Raw genomic sequence first — 21,760 nt, forward strand, 5'->3', positions numbered from 1 at the left:
GGGAAATCCGGAGTGAGCCCGGTGTAGGGAATGTAGGTGGGCAAAACGATCTTGGAGTTCGTCTGAACCGAGTTGACGTTGTTTCCGCCCCCAGAGCCGCACCCAGCCAGTGCTCCACTGCCTAGCAGAATTGCTGCTCCACCCGCACCACGGAGGAGCGTCCTTCGGTTAAATGCTATTTCTGACATATTCAGCCTCTTTCGTTAATTCGAGAATTATCCTTTGACAGCGCCGATCATGACGCCCTTTGCGAAGTGCCGCTGCAGGAAGGGGTATACGACCAAGATTGGAATCAGGGACACGACTAGGATGGCCATTTGCAGCTGAAGCTGGGGTGGCAGAGCTTCAGCGGAAGCGCCGACTTGGTCACCGGCGATTGTGGTCTGGTTCACAACGAAAGTTCGTAGCACGAGGGCCATCGGCCATTTGTCGGTACTCTGGATATAGAGCAGCGCGTTGAAGAACGCGTTCCAATAGGCGACCGCGTAGAACAATCCCATTACTGCAAAGACTGCCTTGGACAGCGGCAGCACGATTCTGGTTAAGATAGTGAAGTTGGATGCGCCGTCAATGTAGGCTGAATCAAACAGCTCCTGGGGTAGCTCCTGGAAGAACGCCCGCATCACGATCACATTAAAGGCATTGACCAACACCGGCAGGATCAACGACCACCACGAGTCCAGCAGGTTGAGCTCCTTCACCAGGAGGTAGCTGGGGATCAGCCCCGGGCTGAAGAGCAGTGCTCCAAGCACTAGTAGGAGCATGGGCCGGGCACCGAAAGCACCCCGCCGGGAGAGCCAGTATCCAAGCCCGGCAGTCGCGGCCAGGGAAAGTGCTGTACCAGCCACAGTGACTCCCACGGATATCATCAACGCACGAGTGACGACCCCACCGGACAAAATGGACTCGTAAGCGGAGAACGACGCCCGTCCCGGCCACAGCACCATGCCACCAGCAGCCTGATCAAGCGTTTGCCGGTCGGCGAGTGATGTCGCGATGATCGACCAGAACGGGATGATGACAAGGAGTACCGAAACGCCGAGCGCGACGGATTTTAGAACCTGAACCAGGGGTTTGGGCTTCTCCATCCACACTGGCCTCTTGTTCTCTTTGGTTGAGGGCCTTAACGCCTTCGAGGCACGAGCAGAGATCTCTCTGAGTGTGGTCATTTCTGGTAAACCCCCTGTTCGCCGAACTTATGGGCAAGTTTGTTAGCGCCGACCACCATCAGGATTCCGATAATGCTCTTCACTAAGCCGACGGCGGTTGACATGCCCCAGTCCCCGCCGACTATGCCGTTGTTGTAGACCCAGGTGTCCAATACCTCACTAGCCTCCAGACCGACTAGCCCCTGCTGCAGAATGATCTGCTCAAATCCAACCGACAGACTGGTCCCCAAACGCAGGATCAGCAACAGGATGAAAATCCCCTTCAACGAAGGCAAAGTGATGTTCCATAACCGCTGCCATGCGTTAGCGCCGTCCACTGCGGAGGCCTCATACTGCTCCTGGTCAATCTGGGATATCGCAGCAAGGAAGATGATCGTCCCCCAGCCAGCGTCCTTCCAGATCGCTTGTGAGGTGAGAAGCGTCATGAATACCTCGGGCACGCCGATGATGTGGAAGCTGGGCAGATTGTTTTGCACCAGAAAAGTGTTCAGCATGCCGGCATTACCGAGCATTTGCTGGAAGATTGCTACTACGATCACCCAAGAAAGAAAATGTGGCAAATACAGGATCGACTGCAGCAGCCGTTTCAGCCGCTCTCCGGCCAAACTGCTGAGCAGCAAGGCAAGCGCCAGCGGAACGGGGAACACAAAAACCGTTTGGATTACTGTCAGAATAAGTGTGTTCGTCAAGGCACTCAAAAATGAAGCGTTACCATCCCACAGAAACTTGAAGTTATCCAAACCGATGAACGGCGACTCCGCGATTCCCGTGTAAGGCTGGAAGTCCTGAAATGCGATGATATTGCCTAGCAGCGGTACATATTGGAACAGGATCAGCGCTGCCGCCCCCGGTAGTCCCAAAACGACAAGCAACTTGTCTCGACCGAAACGCTGCCCAATCCGTCGCTTCCTCCGTGTCGTGCTGTGGCCGGCAACGGCCGGCCTGGCTTCGACATCAATGGCCATCTATAGGCCTCCTTGCCTCTATAACCCAGACTGTGCCGGGCTTAACTAACTAACCTGATGCTGCTCCGTGGCGAGCTCGGCGAGCCTGCCGGGAACAGCCATCAAAATCCCTAGCCAGATCGAGCTTCTAAACGCGTGTGAAGCCGCCCCGAGCTCATGATTGGTCTAAGCCAGTCACTTTTGGTCCCCTCGATCTTGGGCTTGATACTCCACGGCACTAATGTCCTGGAGTTCGCGTTCACCGGGGAGGCCTGCTGCGACCTCCCGATATCGCCCGGTTGTGGTGGCATTTGCTCCTGATTAGGAGCCTAGTTGCAGATGGGTGACCCGACCACGGGCGGGGTTGACGAGAACTAGGAGAGAATTGACACTGGCTGAAGCACGTCAACGGAGCATTCGCCGGTGTACTCATGGTTGAACCGGCGCAGATTGCGAGAGGCCTGTACCTTCTCTTGGTGGAGCAGGATGATGCGGTCCCGGGACGTGTTGCTGAACTTCCGGTGGGCACACGGGCGAAGCTGGCTTTCGTGCGCAGTGATGTGATCTCAGATAAAGCATGGGCGATGATCGGCACGTTATTCCCAGGGTTGAAGGGGACCGGGCCGTCCGCCGGTGGACAGGCGCGGTGGTGGATGCCACAGCGTGGCGTTTCCGCACCGGGGCCGCCGTGGCGCTACGTTCCCGAGCGATTCGCGAACTGGAACACGAGAACTTCAACCGCGACGCCTGGCCACACGGCCGATACCAGCATGATGGAGGCCACGCTCGAACAGATCCGGGTAGCGGTCGGGCGAGGCCGCCCGCGGACCAGGCCCGACCGATCGATTTCGGCGACGAGCAGCGTGCTCACCGCCGCGGCCGCAACATCGTCGAGCGATGCTTCAACAAGCTCAAGCAGTGGCGCGGGTCCGGACGCCGTCAGTGACGCGTCGGGAGCGGCTGAGGTTGATCATCAGGATCGCGGAAAGGAGCATGAAGCCACCCACCACGAACATGGGTACCGTGTCGCTGCCGGTCCAGTCCTTGAGCCAGCCGGTGACGTGGCCGGCAATGAAGCCCGCGAGGTTGCCGAGCGTGTTGATCAGGGCGATGCCGGCCGCCGCTGCTGCACCGGTCAGGAACTGGGTGGGGACTGTCCAGAAGTTCGGCAGGGCCGCGAAGATGGACATGGCGGTGATGGTGATGACGGCAATGGTGGCCGCCGGGGAACCGGCGAACAGTGCTAGTGGGATGCTCAGGCCGCCCACCAGGGCCGGGGCGACGATGTGCCAGGTCTTCACGCTGCGCTTGGTGGCGTCCCTGGACCAGAAGTACAGGGCAAAGGCCGCGGGCAGGTGCGGGATAGCCGTGATGAGGCCCCTCTGGAACACATCGAACTTTGTGCCATACAGGCCTTCGAAGCCCGCGATGATGGTCGGCAGGAAGAAGCCGAGTGCGTACAGGCCGTAGATAAAGCCGAAGTAGATCAGGGAGAGCATCCATACGCGGCCGTTGCCGAACACGGTGCGGCTCTGACGTGCTTGTTGCTTGAGGCAGTGGCTGCCTTTTCCTTTTCAAGCGCACCGGTCAGCCAGGTCTTTTCGTCCGAGGTGAGCCACTTGGCCTTGGCCGGCGAATCGGCCAGGAAGAACCAGGCGATGACGCCGATGACGATCGCCGGGATGGCGACGCCGAAGAACATGAAGCGCCAGCCCTCAAGGCCGAAGAACACGCCGTGTTGCTGGATCAATGCACCGGCCAGCGGAGCGCAGATAACCGTCAGCGAATCCTTGCACTGGCATCCTCAGGCCAGACTGGCCCTTCTCGACGGCTTCCCGCTGAGCGGCGCCTTGCAGAGCAATTCGGAGTCGGAAGGGCGGCGATTCGCGAGGCGCTGGCAGGGCTGGAGACACTCGGTGTCCTCGAGACACGCGTCGGCGCCGGCAGCTATTTCAAGGAAGGCGCGCAGGAGCTCCTGCCGCAGACCATCGAATGGGGACTGCTACTTGGGCGCCCCGAAACTGCTGACCTGGTCGAGGCGCGAACAGTCATGGAGCTCGCTTCCGCAGGGCTTGCCGCCGAGCGGGCGACCGACGAAGAGATCGATCGCCTGCGCGCCATCTTGATGGAGATGGAAGAGCACGCGGGAGACCCCGAGGCGTTCATCGATGCCGACGTCCGGTTCCATATCGAAATCGCCCGCATGGCCCGAAACTCCGTCATCGAGCGAATGCTCACGAGCATCCGCTCTCTGCTCGAGGTCTGGATTCGTCGCGCCTCAGGCGGCGAAGAAGCAGTCCGCGCGACGCTCGTAGAACATCGGCGCATCGTCGATGCAATCTCTTCGCGCACCAGTGACTTCGCTACAGGCGCCATGCGGCTCCACATGACCTCTGCTGGTAATCGGCTCCGAGCCACCCTCGAGGAATCACGAGAACGACTGCCCTAGCGGGCTCTGGCTACTTGGTTCGGCACCACTCCGGCGCGGCGAGTGCATGACCACAACACTGCCGTCGGAGTTCATCGGCCCACTGGGCGTGCCCGGCGGTGGGAACCAGGAACCGTCGTTGTTAGCCGATATTCCGCATTAACTGGCCGCCACCAGCCGATTAGTGAGCGAACAATCAAACTGACTTCGCTGGGGCTTTCACTGCCCAAATCAACGACGGCTGTCTAGACGGACCTGATCCAGGATTCTGTCTAGCTCCACGCTGCGTCGCAAGTGAAGAAACGCGGCGATAAGCCGCCCCGGTCCGGAAACGCCACGCTATGGCATCCACCACCGTGCGCCTGTCCACCAGCGGACGGCCCGGTCCCCTTCAACCCTGGGGACAACGGTCCGATCATCGCCCACGCCTTATCTGAGATCACATCACGGCCCACGAAAACCAGCCTCGCCCGCGAGCCCCACCAGGAGTTCAGCAACACGCCCTCGGACGACACTAGGAAGGGTCGGCCGGGCGGACGACTCGCTCGTGGCGGGTGTCGATGGTGCCCGATTCGTTGAAGTGGCTGGGCGCTTTCGATAGTGTCGGGGTCGTTGGCGGTCGCGACGTCGAAATTCACCGCAAGCCTGCCGCGGGATGTGCGTCCTTAAAGACAGGGCCTTCGGATGGCTTCCATGACGACGGGATCATTGGCGAACAGCCACATTGTCCCGGGCCTAGAATCATCGCCAGCGGCCGGCCTTCCCGTCCGGCGTGAAGAGTCTTGGTGCCGGGCCCGCTCTCTGGACCGGCCAATGGCGTGTAGTGTGACGGAGGCCTCGAATCATGTCCTGCAGTCTGACTGTGACCCGTAAGTCTTCATCAGCGTCCGCACTCCGATCCGTCGGGCCAAGCCTGCTTGCGCGTGGGACAAACCAGTCTGGGCCCAATTCCTGATGTCAGGAGCGTCGGGATCGCGGCTTCAGTCCTTGGATGCTAAGTCAAAACGTGCTCCGCTTATGGGCAGGTTTGGTTCAGGGGAGTGATAGCGGTTTTCACCTGTGACCGCACGCTTCCTGTACGCAGAAGGGCTGAGTCCATACGCGCTCTTGAATCGCTGAGCGAAGTAGCTGGCATCGTCCCATCCAAGCCGTGCCCCCAGCTGTGCGATTGGCTCGTCGGTTTGAACTAGCAGCCGGGCTGCAGCCTGTGCCCGCAGCCGGTTCAAATAGGCGATTGGCGGTGCCCCGAGGTCGCGTTGGAACAAGCGCACGAGATGCGTGCGTTCCGTGCAACTCGCGTTGGCTAATTCGGCTAGCGTCCAGCTGCGGCCAGGGTCGTCCTCCATCATCTTTACAGCTCCGGAGACGGCAGGATGGAGGGGGATACGACGGTCTGTCCCGCGGTCTGCAGACCAGGCGCGGTTGAGGATATCCAGGTAAATCAAAAGGTGCCCAATAACCTGAATGCGTGAGCGCCGCCCGGAACTGACATCGCTCATGCTGTACAACTGAGCAATTACCAGGCTGAGGTCGTGGGGGTTCAGCTGGATGCGTTGCGGCAACGTCAGGCTCGAGGAGCTAATCGAGCGCATCAGTGGCAGCTCGGCGTCGAGGAACGACAGGGTGCTGTCGACAAGATCCGGTGCGACAAAACAGTCGAAGACCACCAGATCCTCGCATTGGCCGTAGGCATGCCACTGGTTGGGCGGAACGATCACGGCACTCCCCGGCTGAATAGGATAGTCGCCGTCCGCTGCAATGTGAAGGCCACTGCCTTGAGTGACCAGTGCTATCTCGAAAAAGTCGTGATCGTGCGCAGCGACGCCACCATCAAGTCGGTGGCGGTCCGCCCAGACGGGTAGTCCATCCGGATTGAACACGAGCGCCGCCTCGTAACGCGGCTTTCGTCGAATGGATGCCAATTTTCTCCTACTTTCCCTCAATTCGTACCCGTGCGGGCTGGGTTTAAATTCAATAGCATCACAATAATGACCCAAAGACGAGGGTTTGTCTGACCATCATCAAAGCGGCAACGAGAGGCTACCCATGAACAGGAATGATGTGACCATTGCCGCATATTACTTCCCCAACTACCACGTCGACCCGCGAAATGAGAAGTGGCATGGCAGAGGTTGGACGGAGTGGGAGTTGCTGAAACGGGCGACTCCACGCTTCGCTGGACACGAGCAGCCTCGCGTTCCCCTCCATGGCTATGAGGATGAGGCTGATCCTGCAGTCATGGAGGGCAAGATCGCCCTCGCAACTGCGCACGGCGTCGATGCATTCATTTTCGACTGGTATTGGTATGCCGATCGCACTTTCCTCGAACGCCCCTTGGAGGAAGCGTTCATGCCCAATGCCACCACCCACAATATGAAGTTCGCGATCATGTGGGCGAATCACGATTTGGATAATGTTCATCCTTGGAAGACGGCTACACCGGCCACGAAACTGGAGTCAGGCCGCGTTGACGCGGATCAGTTCGAAGCTGCGACGGACTATCTCGTGGAGCGGTACTTGAGCCATCCAGCGTATTTGCGTCTCGATGGCCGGCCGTATCTTTCGATCTACTCGCTGACCACGCTTCTGGAAGGTCTTGGCGGTGTTGGTCCCACGAAGGAAGCGCTGCAGGGCCTTCGGCGCCGGGCAGCCAGGGCCGGACATCCTGAGATCCATCTCAACGCGATTGCAGGAGAAGGTCCCACTTTCGGGCGGGGCCTGGCCGCTTGGGATGAGGCGCGGCTCGTCAACGATCTTGGATTCGATAGTGTGACGTCCTATGTCTGGGTGCACCACTACCCGATGCAGAAGCTGAAAACCCCCTACATTGTGATGCTCGAACAAGCTGAGAAGGGCTGGGAGACGAACTCAGTGCGGTACGACGTACCGTACTTCCCCAATGTCACCGTCGGGTGGGACCCGTCGCCTCGAACTGTCCAGTCCGACGTATATGACCCAAGCCTCGGGTACCCGCACACCAATATCATCTCGGATACAACTCCCGAGCTGTTTAGGTTATCTCTTGAGAAAGTCCGCCACTTCGTGGAGAACAACAAGGTTCAATTGGTGACCATCAACGCTTGGAACGAATGGACTGAGGGTAGCTACCTTGAACCGGATACGCTTCACGGCACTGGATATCTGGAGCAGATCCGCAGCGTGTTCGGGAACGCACCTGGCTCAGCGCTCCATACCATTTCGGCACAATTTCCTTCCCGTCTGGAGTGAGTTTCCTGTGCTGGGCGTCCTGGCGAGCCCGGACGTTGAATCTCCCTTTCGCAGTCTTGAAGATGACGCACATGTACAAGGCCGCCAACCCACCGGCTCCCATGGATCGTGGCAGTGGCAGTGGCTCGTGCGACCTCAACCTTTGATTAATGCCGCTGGCTTCGCCCCGCGGCTACCCACCCGGAGGTACAAATGAATTTTCCTGAGTCAAGCGGATCCAATGTGCACCTACGGGCGCACAAGCCTGAGACGTTGTTGGTGATGGGCAACGATGTGATGGGGTGGCAGTTTGGTGAGACGGAGCTTGCCCGGCTGCGTGAAATCGCGAGTGTTGGGACGCCTCTGGTGACCGATGAGCTGGTGTCGGCAGGTGTCCGTGCCCGTCTTGCCGAGGTTGAGGTACTGATTACCTCGTGGGGATGCCCGCCGCTTGATGAAGCGGTTCTGGATGCTGCGCCGCGTCTTCGGGCGGTCCTGCATGCGGCCGGGAGCGTGCGGGGGCACGTGGGAGAGGCGGTGTTTGAGCGTGGTCTTCTGGTCACGACCGCCGCGGGTGTCAACGCCGAGCCGGTGGCGCAGTACACGGTCGCAGCTGTGCTGTGGGCGTTGAAGAAGGTCCCGTTCCTGGCCCAGGACGCCCGCCGGTTCCGCCAGGACGTGTCCTATCGTGACCGCCACGGCGAGCTGAGCGGTTACGGACGCACGGTGGCCGTAGTGGGCTTCTCCCGGATTGGCCGGCGGGTCGTTGATCTGCTGGGCAGGCTGGAGACCGGCAACACGATTTTGGTGGCGGACCCGTACGCGGACCCTGCCGAAGTCATCGCGGCGGGCGCCGAGCCGGTGGTCCTGGCCGATGCCCTCTCGCGTGCGGATGTCCTGTCCTTGCATGCGCCTGCCCTGCCGGAGACTCGGCACATGATCGGGGCGGCAGAGCTTGCGCTGCTTCGGCCGGGAGCGACGCTGATCAACACCGCCCGCGGATCGCTGGTGGACACCGCGGCACTGGAACGGGCGTGTGCCACGGGCCGGCTGGACGCCATTCTGGACGTCACCGACCCCGAACCCCTGCCCGCGGGCTCGCCGCTCTATGACCTTCCGAACGTCCTCCTGACCCCGCATGTGGCCGGCTCGATGGGCTCGGAGACCCGGAGGATGACAGCGGCAGTACTCACCGAACTTGAACGGTACGCCACTGGCCTGCCCCCACTCAGCCCGATCACCCGGGAAACGCTGGCCCTACAAGCCTGAGGGCCCCTCGGATTTCCCGACCATCGAACACTGCTGCCCTTCGACGGCAGTCAACATATTCAAACGACCCTTCAAACGTAATGGAGCACGAAGATGACTTCCTGGCATGCCCGACTGGTTTCTTCTGATATTGATTTCGGGGGTGCCCCGCTGTTGCGCGGGGAGTTTCGCCTTGATTCGGGCCACGGGGAGGTTGTCTCGGCGACGCTGTTCCTCTCTGCGCTTGGCGTAGTGGAGGCCTGGGCGAACGGGAAGAAGGCTTCGGAGGATTTGCTGACGCCGGGGTGGTCGGCTTACGAGTGGCGGGTCCGGTATGCCGAAGTGGACGTCACCTCTTTGGTCGGTCCGACGACGGTGCTTGGCCTCGCGCTGGGTAATGGCTGGTACCGGGGGCGGTTGACATGGACCGGGGCCTCGGGACTGTACGGGGACGAGCTCGCCGGGTTCGCGGAGCTGCGCGTCCGGTTCGCGGACGGGCACGAGCAGGTGTTTGGGACGGACCCCTCGTGGACGGCCGGGGCGTCGGCCACGACTTCGAACGACCTGTACGACGGGCAGGACATCGACGCGCGTAAGTACGACGACGCGTGGCTTGCTCCCGGGTTCGCCTCACCCGAGTGGGTGGGGGTGCACGTGCTCGACGACGGCCTGTCCCGCCTTGAGCCGTATGTCGCTCCGCCGGTGCGGAAACAGATGGAACTGGCGCCTGTGAAGGTCTGGGAGTCCCCGTCAGGGAAGGTGCTTGTGGACTTCGGCCAGAATCTGGTCGGTTGGGTGCGGACCGAGGTGGCCGGGCCGGAAGGCACTGTGGTGACGTTGCGGCACGCTGAGGTCCTTGAGCATGGGGAACTGGGCACGCGGCCGTTGCGCACGGCGGAGGCGACGGACCGGTTCACGCTCTCGGGCGGGGCGGACGTGTTCGAGCCGACGTTCACGTTCCACGGCTTCCAATATCTCGAGGTGGCGGGTTGGCCCGGCGGCGCGGGGGCCCTGCGGGACCTGGGCGGGCTTACCGCCGTCGTGATCTCTTCGGACCTGTTGCGGACGGGGACGTTTGAAACGTCGAACCCGCTCCTGAACAAGCTGCACGAGAATACGGTGTGGGGTATGCGTGGGAACTTCGTTGATGTGCCCACGGATTGCCCGCAGCGCGACGAGCGGCTCGGGTGGACCGGGGACATCGCGGCATTCGCCCCCAGCGCGTGTTTCCTCTTCGACTCCCGGGACTTCCTGCGTGACTGGTTGCGTGATCTGGCGCTTGAGCAGCAGCATCAGGACGGCATCGTGCCCTATGTGGTCCCGGATGTGCTCAAGTACGTCGAGCACTCGGCGGAGCTGCCCGATTTGGACACCACGGCGTTGTGGAGCGACGCGGCCGTGTGGGTGCCATGGGCGCTCTGGCAGGCCTACGGAGACCGGATGGTACTCGAAGAGGCGTTCCCTTCGATGCTCGCCCATGCCCGGCGTTTACGGCAGTTGCTCTCGGCGAACGGGCTCTGGGACACCGGGTTCCAATTCGGCGACTGGCTGGATCCGGACGCCGCCCCTGAGCAGCCCGCGGAGGCCAAAGCCGACCGGCATGTTGTTGCCACGCTCTGCGCATACCGCACAGCGGACCTTCTCGCGCGCACCGCCCAGATCCTGGGCGACGCCGCAGCCGCCGCGGAATTCCGCGGCATGGCCGACGGATTGCGCACCGCGTTCAACCAGCACTATGTCCAGGGCGGGGTGATTACGAGCGACTGCACCACGGTGTATGCCCTCGCGATCGTTTTCGGAGTCCTGGGCGAGGCCGACGTCGAGTTTGCAGGCGACCGGCTGGCCCGACTCGTCAAGGCCGCCGGGCATCGGATCTCGACCGGGTTCGCCGGAACCCCGTTTGTCACCGACGCCCTCACCGCAACCGGGCATCTGGATACGGCGTACGGGCTGCTGCTGCAAACAGAATGCCCGTCTTGGCTGTACCCGGTAACCAAGGGCGCTACGACCATTTGGGAGCGCTGGGACTCCATGCTCCCGGACGGGACCATCAACCCCGGCGGCATGACAAGCTTCAACCATTACGCCCTCGGCGCGGTGGTCGACTGGCTCCACCGCTGCGTTGGTGGTCTTGCGCCGTTGGAGCCTGGCTACGGTCGCATCCTTGTCGCCCCCCAACCAGGCGGCGGGCTCACCTGGGCCAAGACCACTCTCGAGACTCCGCACGGATTCGTGTCAGTCCGGTGGCAGCTTCAGGAGGATGAGATGCACATCGCGGTCACGATCCCCGCCGGCGCAGAGGCCATTCTTCGCCTCCCGGGTGCGGAGGATGAGGTCATCCCCGCCGGTGCCCATGAACGGCGCCTGCCGTGGAAGTCCAAGGCTTCGGCCATTGCACTGGGGGTATGACATGGCTTCATACGAAGCGTCTGTTACAGCAGACGGGGCCGGCACTGTGGAACTGGGCGGCGCGACAGCTACCGACTCGCGTCCGGTCATCGAGTCCTGTGAAGGGCTAGAACCTGGCGACAGGATCGAGGCCCGTCGAGGAGGCGCGCTCCACTTCTCAGGGCGCGTCACTGAGCTTCTCCCGCAATTTGACCTGTTTTGGGCGACCGACGACCACGGCGAGCGGCGCATCGTCGAATTCCAGGAGTACAGCGTCAGCCGGATCCACTGCAACGATGTAGCTGCCGGAGTGCTGCAGCGGCAAACTGACCGGAGTCGGAAAATCTGACTGACCGTTCGCGGCAAGGTTTTGACCAGCAGCGGCAAGCATTTTTGAACAGCATTTGGCCACCGGTGTGTGGCTTGGCGTGCCGGGGATTCCCTTGTCCATCCCTCGTGTCGTTACGGGGAGAGCCCCTTCCTTCCGCGGTGAAATGGCGATGTCGATCGTCTGTATTTCACCCGTTACCGGAAGGAAGGGGCTTGTTGTGAAGTCTCCAGGAGAGTTCATGGAAATTTTAGCTGCTTATGATTTGACCCGGTCCTACCGGGATGCCGCAAAGATCTGCGGTGTTTCGCACAATACGGCGCTCTTATGTGAAAGCCCGTCAGGAGGGCGCGCAGGCGCCGGTGGCCCGGCAACGCGGCCGGATGACCGACCCGTTCCTGCCGCAGATGATCTCCTGGGTCGAGCAGTCCCGCGGGAAGATCCGCGGCGACATCGTGCATGAGAAACTCCTTGCCCTGGGGTTCACCGGGTGTGAGCGGACAACCATGACAACGCTGGCTGAACTGAAGGCGAAATACCGGGCCCGGAACGTGCGCGTGCACCGCCCCTGGACCCCGGAGCCAGGGCTCTGGCTACAGTTCGACTACGCGGATGGCCCCGTCGTTGACGGTGTGAAGACCGTGTTGTTCGTGGCCTGGCTGGCTTTCTCGCGGTTCCGGATCGTGATCGCCTTGCGGGACAAGACGATGCCGAGCGTCTTCGCGGCCTTGGACAGGTCGTTCCGCCTGGTCGGCGGGGTCCCGACCTACATTTTGACCGATAACGAGAAGACCGTCACGATCGAGCACATCGCCGGGATCCCGGTCCGCAATCACCAGATTGTCGCGTTTTCCAGGCACTATTCGACGTCCATGCAGACGTGCATCCCGGCAGACCCTGCCTCCAAGGGCGGGGTCGAGAACGCGGTCAAGATCGCCAAAGCCGACCTCGTCCCCAAAGAGACCAACCTGCTCCCGGAATACGGGTCCTTCGCCGAGCTGGAAACCGCCTGTGAAGCGTTCATGGAGGAGGTGAATTGCGGGTGCACCGGGCCACGCTGGAGGTCCCCAAGGACATGCTCCGGGTTATCGAACGCCCCCGCCTGCACCCGGTCCCGGAAACTCCGGTGACAGCGAGTTTCGGCCACACCCGCCAGGTCCCGCCAAACATGCCCATGATCACGTTCGAACAGTCCCGCTACTCCGTCCCGCACGCCCTGATGGGTGAGATGGTCTGGGTGCGCGGGACAGATACCGAGGTCGTCATCGTCCATGTCGGCGACGCCGGCCCGGTCGAGGTCGCCCGCCACAAGGTCACCCTTCCCGGCACCCCGGCGATCATCGACGCCCACTTCCCGCCGGCCCCGGCCGGGGCCCTGGAACGGGTCATCCGCCCGACGAACAAGGCAGAGGAAGATTTCCTGGCCCTCGGCGCCGGCGCCGCGCTCTGGCTCAAGGAAGCCGCCGCGGCCGGGACCGGAAAGATCCGGCACAAAATGGAACGCGCGGTCACCCTCGCCAAGGTCCTGGGCACCGACGAGGTCGACAAGGGCCTCGGTTCCGCCGCGGTTCATCATCGCTTCACCCACGAGGACCTGCTCTCCATCATCAAAACCGCCGGCGGGAAAAACCACACAACCAGCACCCACACTGCCACCGACCAAAGGCCAATGGCTCAGCCAGGGCACCAGCGGCTGGGCCAACTTCGGCACCACCCCGGCCGCCACCACCACTGATGAAGACTTTGAAGGAGCCACCGAATGAGCGCGACAGCCCTTGCCCCCAGCCCGCTATCGGACCCTGCAGTGGAGAACGTGATCGCTCTGATGCGCACCACCCGGATGCCGCACGCCCGCGCCGTCGTCGCAGACGTCCTGGCCACCGCGAAAGCCCAGCGCTGGGACCCCACCGAAGTCATCCGTGTCCTCCTCGAAGCCGAAGCCACCGGCAGGAACGCCTCGATGCTGGCCACCCGCCGCAAACGCGCAGGCTTTCCCTCCGGGAAAACCTTCGATGTCTGGGACGAGGCACTGTCCACCCTCCCGGCCGCAACGACGTCGTTCCTGCGGACCCTGGAGTGGGTGCGGCGGCGGGAGAACCTGATCGCCTGCGGACCCTCCGGCACGGGCAAGACTCTGCTGCTGGAGTCCTTGGGCCAGCAGGCCATCGATCAAGGCATGTCCGTGTCCTGGCTCAGCGTGGAAGACCTCGGCGCTCTCGTGCGCCGGCACAGGATCGATGACAGCGTCAACAAAGCCATCGTCCGGGCCACCAGCGTGGATTTGATTTGCGTTGATGACATCGGGCTTTTGCCGGTATCCGCCGACGCCGCGGAGGGCTTCTACCGGGTTGTCGAGGCCTCCTACGAGAAGCGCTCCCTGGCGATCAGCTCGAATATCCACCCGTCCGGGTTCGATGAACTCATGCCCAAAACCAGCGCGACCGCGACCGTGGACCGGCTCCTCCACCACGCCCACCTCTGCCAGACCAGCGGCGAGTCCGTCCGGCTCATGCAAGCCCGGCGCCCCCAATACCTCCGAAGTAAAACCTGTGACATGCGGTCCTCCGCGGTAACGAGATCCCGGCAGGTGTCGGGCCTCGCTAAAGCTCTAGCCCGGCATTGTCGGTGTGGTGTAGAAGGCAACGCGACAGTCTGCCAGTCTGTCATCGCGGGTTTGACTCCCGTCGCCGACACGGAATACCAATGCGCGAGTAGCTCAGTGGAGAGCATCGGCCTTCCAAGTCGAATGCCGCGAGTTCAAATTTCGTCTCCCGCCCGAGGTGCCCTGTGCACCTTTTCGCCTCCGTAACTCAGCGGGACAGCGTGCCGGCCTTCCGATCCGCAAGCCGCTGATCGAATCCAATCGACGCACCCTCAGCAGCTAGAGATTTTCTTGCATCCGCCGGGTCGCCCGAGCGGCGATGACGTCGTTGGGCTCCAGCCGGCTGCCTTTGAAACGATCCATTAGGTCATCCAGATAGATGAACGGGACCCGATTAAAGCAATTCGGGGCCGGGTTCCGCTGTTTCCGGCTCGTTGGGGTTGGCTGCGTCTGTGTGGGTTGTGGCGGTGTTTTGTATTGTTTGGGCGAAGTCCAGGAGGGTGGTGCTGAGGGCGGGGAGTTCGCCGGGGTGGAGGCCGTATTTGGTGAATTCGGTGGTGGGGAGGGTTCGGTGTCTAGCGATGGCGGTGGCGAAGGTTGGCAGGTCCAGGGTGGGGTCGCGGCGTTGGCAGACGGTGATCAGTTGTTGGTGGGTGAAGTGGCGGCTGGTGATGATGGAGTAGGCGTCGAGGTAGTCGCGGGCGTATCCGCGTGAGTAGACGGCGAGCAGTTTGGATGCGACGGAGTCTTTGAGGGAGAGGATGGGTCCGATGTCGATGATGGCGGGGGAGTTCTCCCACCAGTCCAGTCCGAGGTCGATGACGACGGCTTGTTCGTCGTGTCCTACGGTGATGCTGGCGAACTCTTCGTATTGTCGGGTGATCTCGACGGTGTATCCGGCGGCTTCGAGGGCGGCCGTCATTTTCTGTACCGACGCGGCGAAGGTTGCCGGGGTATGGCGTCGGTGGAGGGCGAAGAGGTCGATGTCGTCCGAGGGGCGTTCGGTGATGCCGTGTTCGATGAGGGCTTGGCCGCCGGCGAGGAGGAAACCGTCGGAGGCGAGGACTTCGAGGGCGATTTTGGCTGCGACGCGCTGAGAGTGGTCCATGACGGGTGCTCCTTCGCTTCGCGGATGGCGGGGAGCCGGGGGAAGGTGGTTTCCCAGAGCTGCCTGCACCGTGCGGGCAGGATCATGGTCGGCCACAGGGCGGTCAGCCGTGCTGCGTTGACGATACTGCGGATTTCTTCGATGGATCCGGAATTCTGAAGGGTGAGTTGGTACAGCACTGAGCAGCTGCCGTCATCGTCCACGGTGTAGCTTCTTTCCGGTCCCCAGTCCAGGTGCACGGGGAGGTCCAGGGATCCGGCGGCGGGGCCGTGCAGATCGTCCAACGAGTCCGGGACCAGGTATACGAGGGAGTCTGCGATGGTGTGCCGGTGCTCGACCGGGGCCGCGACGTAGTCGCGGAGCCGGGTGCGGATGAGTTCGGACACGGAGGTTCCTTCCCGCAAGGCTTTGCGGTGGGCTTCGTTCCACAGCTCGTCACTGACGCGGATCGTGTGCCGTGGTGTCCCTGCCGACATGACGCGCTCCTTTCAGGTGGCTTGACCTTCACGTCCAAGTTTACGCGGTGTCATGACACCACGAAATAGGGCGTCATGACAAGGCAGGATGGGGACTGCTCGGTGTCGCGAGGATGGCCCAAGCCGTGATGGCGCACCGGCTACGAGGCGTCGAATCGCGAACGCTGTGGAAAGGGGGTCGTAAGTTCGAGACTCTACCCTGAAGGTTGTAGATCTTATTGTTGGACGGCCGGTGACGGAAGCTTGCGGCTTCGGATCTGCGGGTGTTGACAGTGTCAACACACTTGCCGTCGGACTGAGTCGTACATCGGCCGGTTTGGCTCGGATTGCCCATGTTTTCTGGACTTCCCAGTGTTTGTAAGGCTTGGAAAGCGGTTCGAGTCCCACCCCTGGCACAGTGTTGTCGCAGGTCAGGGGGCCTTTGTCCCTCTAAGCGTGCACAAATCAGCTTTTTTATGGGCCCTTCGGGGCCGTTTTTGTTGGTGGCCGTGGCTGTGGCCGGGTGCCTCCTTTCCTTTTGTTGGGCGGTAGGTCTGTGTTCTGTCTTCTTCATGCTGGGTTTGGGGCCGGACTGCATGACTTGGGTACGTCAGTCTGATAGTGCCCTGCGTCCGGTCTTTCGACCGGGCGCAGGACCCCGGCCAGTGCAAGGCGTGGAAACAAGTGGCTCACCTCGGCACTGGTCGAGGCGGCAGCGTCGGCGGCTCGCAGCAAGAACACCTACCTCTCGGCGCAACAGGGCCGCATCGCTTCCCGCCGCGGCGCCAAGCGTGCCCAGATCGCGGCCGCGCACTCAATCCTGGGCAGTGCCTATTACATGCTTGAACGCAACGAGCCCTACCTCGACCTCGGACCGGAATGGCTGCAGCGCCGGCACAGCAGGCCCGGACCCGACAGCTGGTCGCCCAACTCGAACGGCTCGGACACACCGTCCTCATCGACCCGGCCGCCTGATTTCCAGGCCCACCTACTGCCCGGAGCGACACCTCCGGTGGGTAACCTACGCCCTGATCGGGTTATTCACGGGTCTGTAGCTGATGCGGAAGTATCTTCCGCGTGCCGAGGAATGAGAATTGGGGTGCAGCCTGGCGACTATCGAGTACGCTCGAAATTTAACAAACCGAAGGTCAGATTAGGAATCGCCTGTTCGCTGCCCGGTGGCCTCCGCACTTGCCAGCTAGGACCAAAACCTCGTACGAGATTCCCATTTCGGTCCCTCCCAGGGTGGCTACCGGAGCGAAGATTCAGTCGCCGGTGGCAACCCCTGCGGTGTTGTTCATGGGCCGGACGGAAATTGTGACGACGCTGATGCCGGACCCGGTGGTTGAAGCGAGGTCAGTGAGGTCCTCGCCGATCCGTACCAAGGAGGCACGTCGCGCGTTTCGCGGGGCGGCTTCACGTCAGGAAGCGGGGGAGCTCAAGGGTGTGGGAGGTGTGATCGCGCTTGGCGGCGAGGTAGCGGAGGTTTGCCGGGCTCAGATGTACCCCCGTGGGCACCTGCTCGGTGATGTGGACGCCGAGGGCTGTGAGTTGGGCGGCTTTGTCGGGGTTATTGGTGAGCAGCCGGACATTGTTGGCGCCGATGGCAAAAAGCATCTGTGCGGCAGCAGCGTAGTCGCGCTCATCCTCTCCGTGACCCAAGGCCAAGTTGGCTTCGTAGGTGTCCAGTCCGTTGTCCTGCAGGGCGTAGGCATCCAGTTTGGAGTACAGGCCGATGCCGCGCCCTTCTTGGCGGAGGTAGAGCAGGAACCCGCCGTCGGCCGAGATCTCCTCGACCGCTTCCCGCAATTGCGGTCCGCAGTCGCAGCGTTGGCTGCCGAAAGCGTCCCCAGTTAGGCATTCGCTGTGCAGCCTAACTAGTGGCCCCCGGCCCTCTGACGCCGAGCGCAGGAGCGCTTGCTCCCACCCTCCCAGGGCGAGCAACAGGTGTTCTTTGCCGTCCGCTAAGCCGTGGAACGTCAAGACTTCAGCGGTGGTTGCGAAGCCATCTGGAAAGCGCAACGGCACAGTCACCCGGCTACGAATCGTAGCCTCGGAAATGTCGGTGATTGGCGGGATGGTCTCGAATGCAACGGTCATTTCAGGTCCTCAGGCTTTCGCTAATTGGCGGCGGTGGACAGGCGGACAACGGTTGGACGATCAGAAGGAAAAGGGACCAAACCGGCCCCACGCAACGACCGCCGCCAGGATCAACAGGACGGCGTTGACGCCGATCATCGACGCTTCCTTGCGGCGGGCATGGATGATCGCTGCGCCGGCCATGAGTGCAGCGAGGCCAGTCGCGGCCAACGGCACGAGGACGGGAAGAATCCCCAAGATCGCGGGCAGGATCAGGCCGATCGCTGCAAGGACTTCCAGAAGGCCAATGGTCTTGACGGTGCCGGGTGCGAAGTCTCCAGTCCAGCCCATCCCAGAAGCGGCGAGCTTCTCCTTCGGCTGGGAGACCTTCATGGCCCCGGCGGCAAGGAAAGCAACGGCGAGCACGCCTGCGATGATCCAAAGAGTGATGTTCATGTTCAATCAATTCCAATCGGTGAGTTACTTCAATATTGAAGTTAAAAGTACAGTCAATTACTTCACGATGCAAGCAACACTCCATCGGACAAAAGTTAAGATGTGAACTTCTCTGGGCTATGCTTGCTCTATGGAAAGTTCAGTGGAACCGCGATGGCTAAGCAGCGATGAGCGTCAGGCGTGGCTCGCGTTCGTGGGCATCATGATGCGGCTGCCTCCCGCCTTGGATGCGCAACTGCAGCGCGACGCAGGGCTAAGCCACTTTGAATACCTGGTCCTTGCCGGCCTCTCCGAGGCTGCTGGCCACACGCGCCGGATGAGTGACCTGGCTGGTTTCGCTGAATCAGGACTCCCGCGGTTGTCCCAGGTTGTTGCCCGTCTGGAAAAGCGAGGTTTGGTGCGCCGTTCCCCGATCCCTCCGACGGCCGTATCACCCTTGCGGCCCTCACGGATGCCGGCTGGGAAAAGGTGGTTCAAACCGCCCCCGGGCATGTCGAAGCCGTCCGCACACTCGTCTTTGATCCCCTCACGAAGGCGCAATCGCGCCAACTGGCCGAGATTGGGCAACGCATCATGCGTGCCATTGATCCTGACGACCGTTGCCTACGAAGCGCCGAATAGCGCGTGCCCGTCTCAAACGTTTCTTCGAGTCGCCGCTAAGTCATGCAGAGGGTGCGCTTGCGGTCGTGATGAGCGTGACTTGCCGATCGATTTGTTCTCCGATGGGTATCCCGAAAGTCCTTGCTGGCGTCAGGGGTGCCGACGAAAATTCCGTGGTCCTGGCTTTGTTCATCGGCCGCTTAAACATCGACCGGGCCCCTCTCGGCACGCGAACAATCTTGCCAAGAGTCTGGGGGCATCCTGAGCAGCTGGCAAAGGGAGCAGATTCTTGGCAATCGTGCAGGGGCAAGTTCGCCAAGCCTGGATCCTTCACCCGCCAGTAGCCTTCAAGGGTCACCCTGGGTCCAGGCCAATTCCTTGCACCAATAGAGTCAGCCTTATCCGTGCCCTGATAGGGTCTCGACCCTGTGCCGGAGGAATGAGCGGTCGAGTTCGCTTATCGATCTGGCGCCCGTCAGGGCGAGGGTCGTGTCGATTTCGTGGCGGACGATGTCGAGTACCGCGGTGACGCCCTTCTCGCCGCGGGCCGATAGTCCGTAGAGCGGTGCGCGGCCGAGGAGTACAGCGGAGGCGCCCAGGGCGATCGCCTTCACGACGTCCGAGCCGCGACGGAACCCGCTGTCGACGAGCACTGGGGCATTGATGCGGTCGACGATGTCCTCGAGGACCTCGAGCGGAGACGGGACGTGGTCGAGCTGGCGCCCCCCGTGGTTCGAGACGACAATTCCGTCGGCTCCGGCGTCGACTGCACGCGCAGCATCGTCGGCCCTCAGGATGCCTTTGACGAGGAGCATGTGTGGCCACATGTCACGAAGGGCTGCGAGATCCGACCACCCGAAGCTGGCGTCCATCTGGCGGTGCATGACGGCGTACTGGGATTCGGTCGTCCCGGCATCATCGGCGAAATTCGCGAGCTTCGGCATTCCTGCCCGCAGGAAGCGAAAGGACCAGGCAGGGTGCATGGCGCCGTCGAGCGCGACTCGAGGCCTCATGGAGAAGGGCACGCTGAAGCCGTTACGCACGTCACGCTCCCGAATCCCGTTCACGGCCACGTCCGTGGTGAGCACGAGCGTCCGGTAACCGGCCGAGAGCGCGCGCTGCACGAGCCGCTCGGCGAGCCCGCGCTCAACGACGTAGAGCTGGAACCACAGGTCGCCGTCCGAAGTCGCAGCGACCTCCTCGAGAGAGCTTTGCGCGGGTGTGGACAGGACGAAGGGGAGGCCGGCTGCGGCGGCGGCCCGTGCCAGCGCGATGTCCCCGGCGGGGCGGAACGCGCCGTTCAGCCCGGTCGGGCCGACGATGAGCGGCGATTCCAGACGGCGACCGAAAAGCTCGATCGACTGGTCTCGGGCGCTCACGTCGGTGAGCCGCTTGGGCGCGAACTGGATGCGCCCGAACGCGGCACGGTTCTCCTGGAGCGAGAGCTCGGCCTCGGCACCTCCCTCGAGGTAGTCGAAAACCATGTGCGGCAGCGTCCGACGGGCCGCCGACCGATAGTCGTCGACGGTGAAGAGCTTGGTCATCTGGTCCCTGCTTTCTCTTACTTCGCGGTGCGGACGCGCACCAGGCGGCACAGTGTCTGGAGAACCGGGGTCGGCACTCCCGACTTTCTTCCGATCTCGGCGACGGCACCGCCGATGAAGTCCACTTCGGTGACCTGTCCCGCTTCCAAGTCCACCAGCATGGAGGTCTTGTGCGTCGGGTGGTTGGCGAAAGCGTTCTCGATTGCTGCACAGACTCCTTCGATGGAGAAACCGATGCCCTGTGATGCGGCGACGCGCTGGGTCTCCGACAGCACGTCCGACACGATCTCTCGCGCGTCGGGAGACTTGCCGAGGTCGCCGATCACCTTCCCGGTGACGGCGGACAGCGTGTTTACCGCCGAGTTGAAGGCGACCTTCTCCCAGATGGGGACTCGGACGTCGTGATCCACATTCACGTTGAGCCTCGCCCGGTCCAAGATCTGCGCCACATTCTCGGCATGCCCGTTCGAACCGATTGAGCCAATCCGGACAGATCCGTGCCGACTGGTCTTGATGTGACCGACCTCTACCAGATCCGATGGGAAGTCTGTCACCCCGGCCAGGGTCAGTTCCGGTCCGAAGAATTCTGACAGGACCTCGGCATGGCCAAGGCCGTTTTGGAGGGTGAGGCCGACGGATGCCGGGCCCACGAGGTGACGTATGGATTCGACCGCCGCGCGGGTATGGAAGCCCTTGGTGAAGAACACGAACAGGTCGAAGGGGCCGTTTCCGTCTTCCGCTCGGTGGACGGTGACGGGAGTGTGCTCTGTGCCCTCCTCGGTCTCCACGAAGACACCTGAGCTGTTGAGGGTGTCGATTGTCTCCTGCCGGGTGTCGAACAGCGTGACATCTTCTCCTGCCAACTGGAGTCGAGCTCCGAAGAGCTGCCCCATGGCACCGGCTCCCACGATCGCCGTCTTCACCGCATGACCTCTTTCTTCTTCACATAGCATCGCTGCTGAGCATTGGGTTGACGTCTCCCTGCAAGTCCCAGCGCATCTCGGTCGGCGAAACGGCGCCTCTGGACGGTCAGTCCGACGGGCAAGTCATTGGGGCCGATGATGAGGGAAGAACGCAGTGCGCTTATTGGGAACTCCATGATGTGGTAGGCCGTTGCCGGCAGGCGGGGCCGGCCTGGATGGGAGGCTGAGGACTTCGAGCACGTTGATGCGTCGCCGGACATGCCGGAGTGGTCCCCGCCCTT

General features: G+C 62.2%; 14 protein-coding genes, 2 tRNA genes and 3 pseudogenes. 8 read left to right on the forward strand and 11 right to left on the reverse strand.

The features are described from left to right. Positions 1–215: 215 nt before the first annotated feature. The 3 genes and pseudogenes from ACX5I4_RS09460 to ACX5I4_RS09470 form a co-directional block, all read right to left on the reverse strand. Entirely contained in the window at positions 216–1,169 is a 954-nt protein-coding gene (locus ACX5I4_RS09460; RefSeq protein ID WP_461836440.1) for a carbohydrate ABC transporter permease, read from the reverse strand. Beyond that, positions 1,166–2,134 carry an ABC transporter permease gene (locus tag ACX5I4_RS09465; RefSeq protein ID WP_306961601.1) on the reverse strand — a complete coding sequence of 323 codons (969 nt, stop codon included), beginning with the start codon at positions 2,132–2,134 and terminating at the stop codon, positions 1,166–1,168. Before ACX5I4_RS09465 ends, ACX5I4_RS09460 begins: the two co-directional genes overlap by 4 nt. An 890-nt stretch (positions 2,135–3,024) precedes the next feature. Further along, a pseudogene (locus ACX5I4_RS09470) lies at positions 3,025–3,893 on the reverse strand (MFS transporter); the annotation flags it as partial. Here ACX5I4_RS09470 and ACX5I4_RS09475 point away from each other — a divergent pair. Then, the gene (locus ACX5I4_RS09475) at positions 3,849–4,562 is read left to right on the forward strand and encodes a FadR/GntR family transcriptional regulator (protein WP_461836441.1); all 714 of its coding nucleotides are present in this window, start codon (positions 3,849–3,851) and stop codon (positions 4,560–4,562) included. The pseudogene ACX5I4_RS09470 and the gene ACX5I4_RS09475 sit on opposite strands and share 45 nt — an antisense overlap. 959 nt (positions 4,563–5,521) lie before the next feature. Here ACX5I4_RS09475 and ACX5I4_RS09480 read toward each other — a convergent pair. Then, complete coding sequence (locus tag ACX5I4_RS09480) at positions 5,522–6,463, reverse strand: AraC family transcriptional regulator (protein ID WP_306961599.1); 942 nt, start codon at positions 6,461–6,463, stop codon at positions 5,522–5,524. A gap of 124 nt (positions 6,464–6,587) precedes the next feature. Here ACX5I4_RS09480 and ACX5I4_RS09485 point away from each other — a divergent pair, with 124 nt between their 5' ends. The 3 genes from ACX5I4_RS09485 (at position 6,588) to ACX5I4_RS09495 (ending at position 11,405) form a co-directional block, all read left to right on the forward strand. Then, on the forward strand, positions 6,588–7,769 hold the full coding sequence (locus tag ACX5I4_RS09485; RefSeq protein WP_306961597.1) for a glycosyltransferase WbsX family protein: 1,182 nt from the start codon (positions 6,588–6,590) through the stop codon (positions 7,767–7,769). A 192-nt stretch (positions 7,770–7,961) separates the two neighbouring features. After that, a complete protein-coding gene (locus ACX5I4_RS09490; RefSeq protein WP_461836442.1) occupies positions 7,962–9,017 on the forward strand; it encodes a hydroxyacid dehydrogenase in 1,056 nt (351 codons plus the stop codon). Between the two features lie 93 nt (positions 9,018–9,110). Next, a complete protein-coding gene (locus tag ACX5I4_RS09495) occupies positions 9,111–11,405 on the forward strand; it encodes a family 78 glycoside hydrolase catalytic domain (RefSeq protein ID WP_461836443.1) in 2,295 nt (764 codons plus the stop codon). Positions 11,406–11,562: 157 nt separating this feature from the next. Here the strand turns inward: ACX5I4_RS09495 and ACX5I4_RS09500 are convergent, their stop codons facing one another. Next, entirely contained in the window at positions 11,563–11,835 is a 273-nt protein-coding gene (locus ACX5I4_RS09500) for a hypothetical protein (RefSeq protein WP_461836444.1), read from the reverse strand. Between the two features lie 97 nt (positions 11,836–11,932). Here ACX5I4_RS09500 and istA point away from each other — a divergent pair. The 4 genes and pseudogenes from istA to ACX5I4_RS09520 all read left to right on the forward strand — a co-directional run bounded on the left by istA (position 11,933) and on the right by ACX5I4_RS09520 (position 14,488). Continuing rightward, a pseudogene (gene istA / locus ACX5I4_RS09505) lies at positions 11,933–13,475 on the forward strand (IS21 family transposase). Positions 13,476–13,552: 77 nt separating this feature from the next. Next, a pseudogene (locus tag ACX5I4_RS09510) lies at positions 13,553–14,173 on the forward strand (ATP-binding protein); the annotation flags it as partial. Positions 14,174–14,333: 160 nt separating this feature from the next. Next, a tRNA-Gly gene (locus ACX5I4_RS09515) sits at positions 14,334–14,405 on the forward strand. Positions 14,406–14,417: 12 nt separating this feature from the next. After that, positions 14,418–14,488 (forward strand) — tRNA-Gly (locus tag ACX5I4_RS09520). A gap of 220 nt (positions 14,489–14,708) precedes the next feature. Here the strand turns inward: ACX5I4_RS09520 and ACX5I4_RS09525 are convergent. From ACX5I4_RS09525 to ACX5I4_RS09550, 6 genes are all read right to left on the reverse strand, one after another. Further along, positions 14,709–15,335: a nucleotidyl transferase AbiEii/AbiGii toxin family protein gene (locus ACX5I4_RS09525; RefSeq protein WP_461838686.1), complete on the reverse strand. Its 627-nt coding sequence runs from the start codon at positions 15,333–15,335 to the stop codon at positions 14,709–14,711. Beyond that, the gene (locus ACX5I4_RS09530; RefSeq protein WP_461836445.1) at positions 15,233–15,898 is read right to left on the reverse strand and encodes a hypothetical protein; all 666 of its coding nucleotides are present in this window, start codon (positions 15,896–15,898) and stop codon (positions 15,233–15,235) included. The genes ACX5I4_RS09525 and ACX5I4_RS09530 overlap by 103 nt, the downstream gene beginning before the upstream one ends. Before the next feature lie 1,395 nt (positions 15,899–17,293). Beyond that, positions 17,294–17,977: a GTP cyclohydrolase II gene (locus ACX5I4_RS09535; protein WP_459341029.1), complete on the reverse strand. Its 684-nt coding sequence runs from the start codon at positions 17,975–17,977 to the stop codon at positions 17,294–17,296. 60 nt (positions 17,978–18,037) lie between these two features. Then, positions 18,038–18,412 (reverse strand): DoxX family protein, encoded by a 375-nt coding sequence (locus ACX5I4_RS09540; protein WP_459341028.1) that lies wholly within the window; start codon positions 18,410–18,412, stop codon positions 18,038–18,040. A gap of 998 nt (positions 18,413–19,410) precedes the next feature. Continuing rightward, positions 19,411–20,556 carry an alpha-hydroxy-acid oxidizing protein gene (locus ACX5I4_RS09545; protein WP_459341026.1) on the reverse strand — a complete coding sequence of 382 codons (1,146 nt, stop codon included), beginning with the start codon at positions 20,554–20,556 and terminating at the stop codon, positions 19,411–19,413. Positions 20,557–20,573: 17 nt separating this feature from the next. Continuing rightward, positions 20,574–21,479: a ketopantoate reductase family protein gene (locus tag ACX5I4_RS09550; RefSeq protein ID WP_461836446.1), complete on the reverse strand. Its 906-nt coding sequence runs from the start codon at positions 21,477–21,479 to the stop codon at positions 20,574–20,576. Between the last annotated feature and the right edge of the window lie 281 nt (positions 21,480–21,760).

It is taken from the genome of Arthrobacter sp. MMS24-S77 (genome assembly GCF_054888235.1).

What these genes read in the sequence shown, in the direction of transcription:
- ACX5I4_RS09530 (WP_461836445.1), bottom strand. Translation starts at nt 15,898, where the DNA reads ATGTCGGCAGGGACACCACGGCACACGATCCGCGTCAGTGACGAGCTG.
- ACX5I4_RS09460 (WP_461836440.1), bottom strand. Translation starts at nt 1,169, where the DNA reads ATGACCACACTCAGAGAGATCTCTGCTCGTGCCTCGAAGGCGTTAAGG.
- ACX5I4_RS09490 (WP_461836442.1), top strand. Translation starts at nt 7,962, where the DNA reads ATGAATTTTCCTGAGTCAAGCGGATCCAATGTGCACCTACGGGCGCAC.
- ACX5I4_RS09465 (WP_306961601.1), bottom strand. Translation starts at nt 2,134, where the DNA reads ATGGCCATTGATGTCGAAGCCAGGCCGGCCGTTGCCGGCCACAGCACG.
- ACX5I4_RS09540 (WP_459341028.1), bottom strand. Translation starts at nt 18,412, where the DNA reads ATGAACATCACTCTTTGGATCATCGCAGGCGTGCTCGCCGTTGCTTTC.
- ACX5I4_RS09500 (WP_461836444.1), bottom strand. Translation starts at nt 11,835, where the DNA reads ATGGACAAGGGAATCCCCGGCACGCCAAGCCACACACCGGTGGCCAAA.
- ACX5I4_RS09485 (WP_306961597.1), top strand. Translation starts at nt 6,588, where the DNA reads ATGAACAGGAATGATGTGACCATTGCCGCATATTACTTCCCCAACTAC.
- ACX5I4_RS09495 (WP_461836443.1), top strand. Translation starts at nt 9,111, where the DNA reads ATGACTTCCTGGCATGCCCGACTGGTTTCTTCTGATATTGATTTCGGG.
- ACX5I4_RS09535 (WP_459341029.1), bottom strand. Translation starts at nt 17,977, where the DNA reads ATGACCGTTGCATTCGAGACCATCCCGCCAATCACCGACATTTCCGAG.
- ACX5I4_RS09545 (WP_459341026.1), bottom strand. Translation starts at nt 20,556, where the DNA reads ATGACCAAGCTCTTCACCGTCGACGACTATCGGTCGGCGGCCCGTCGG.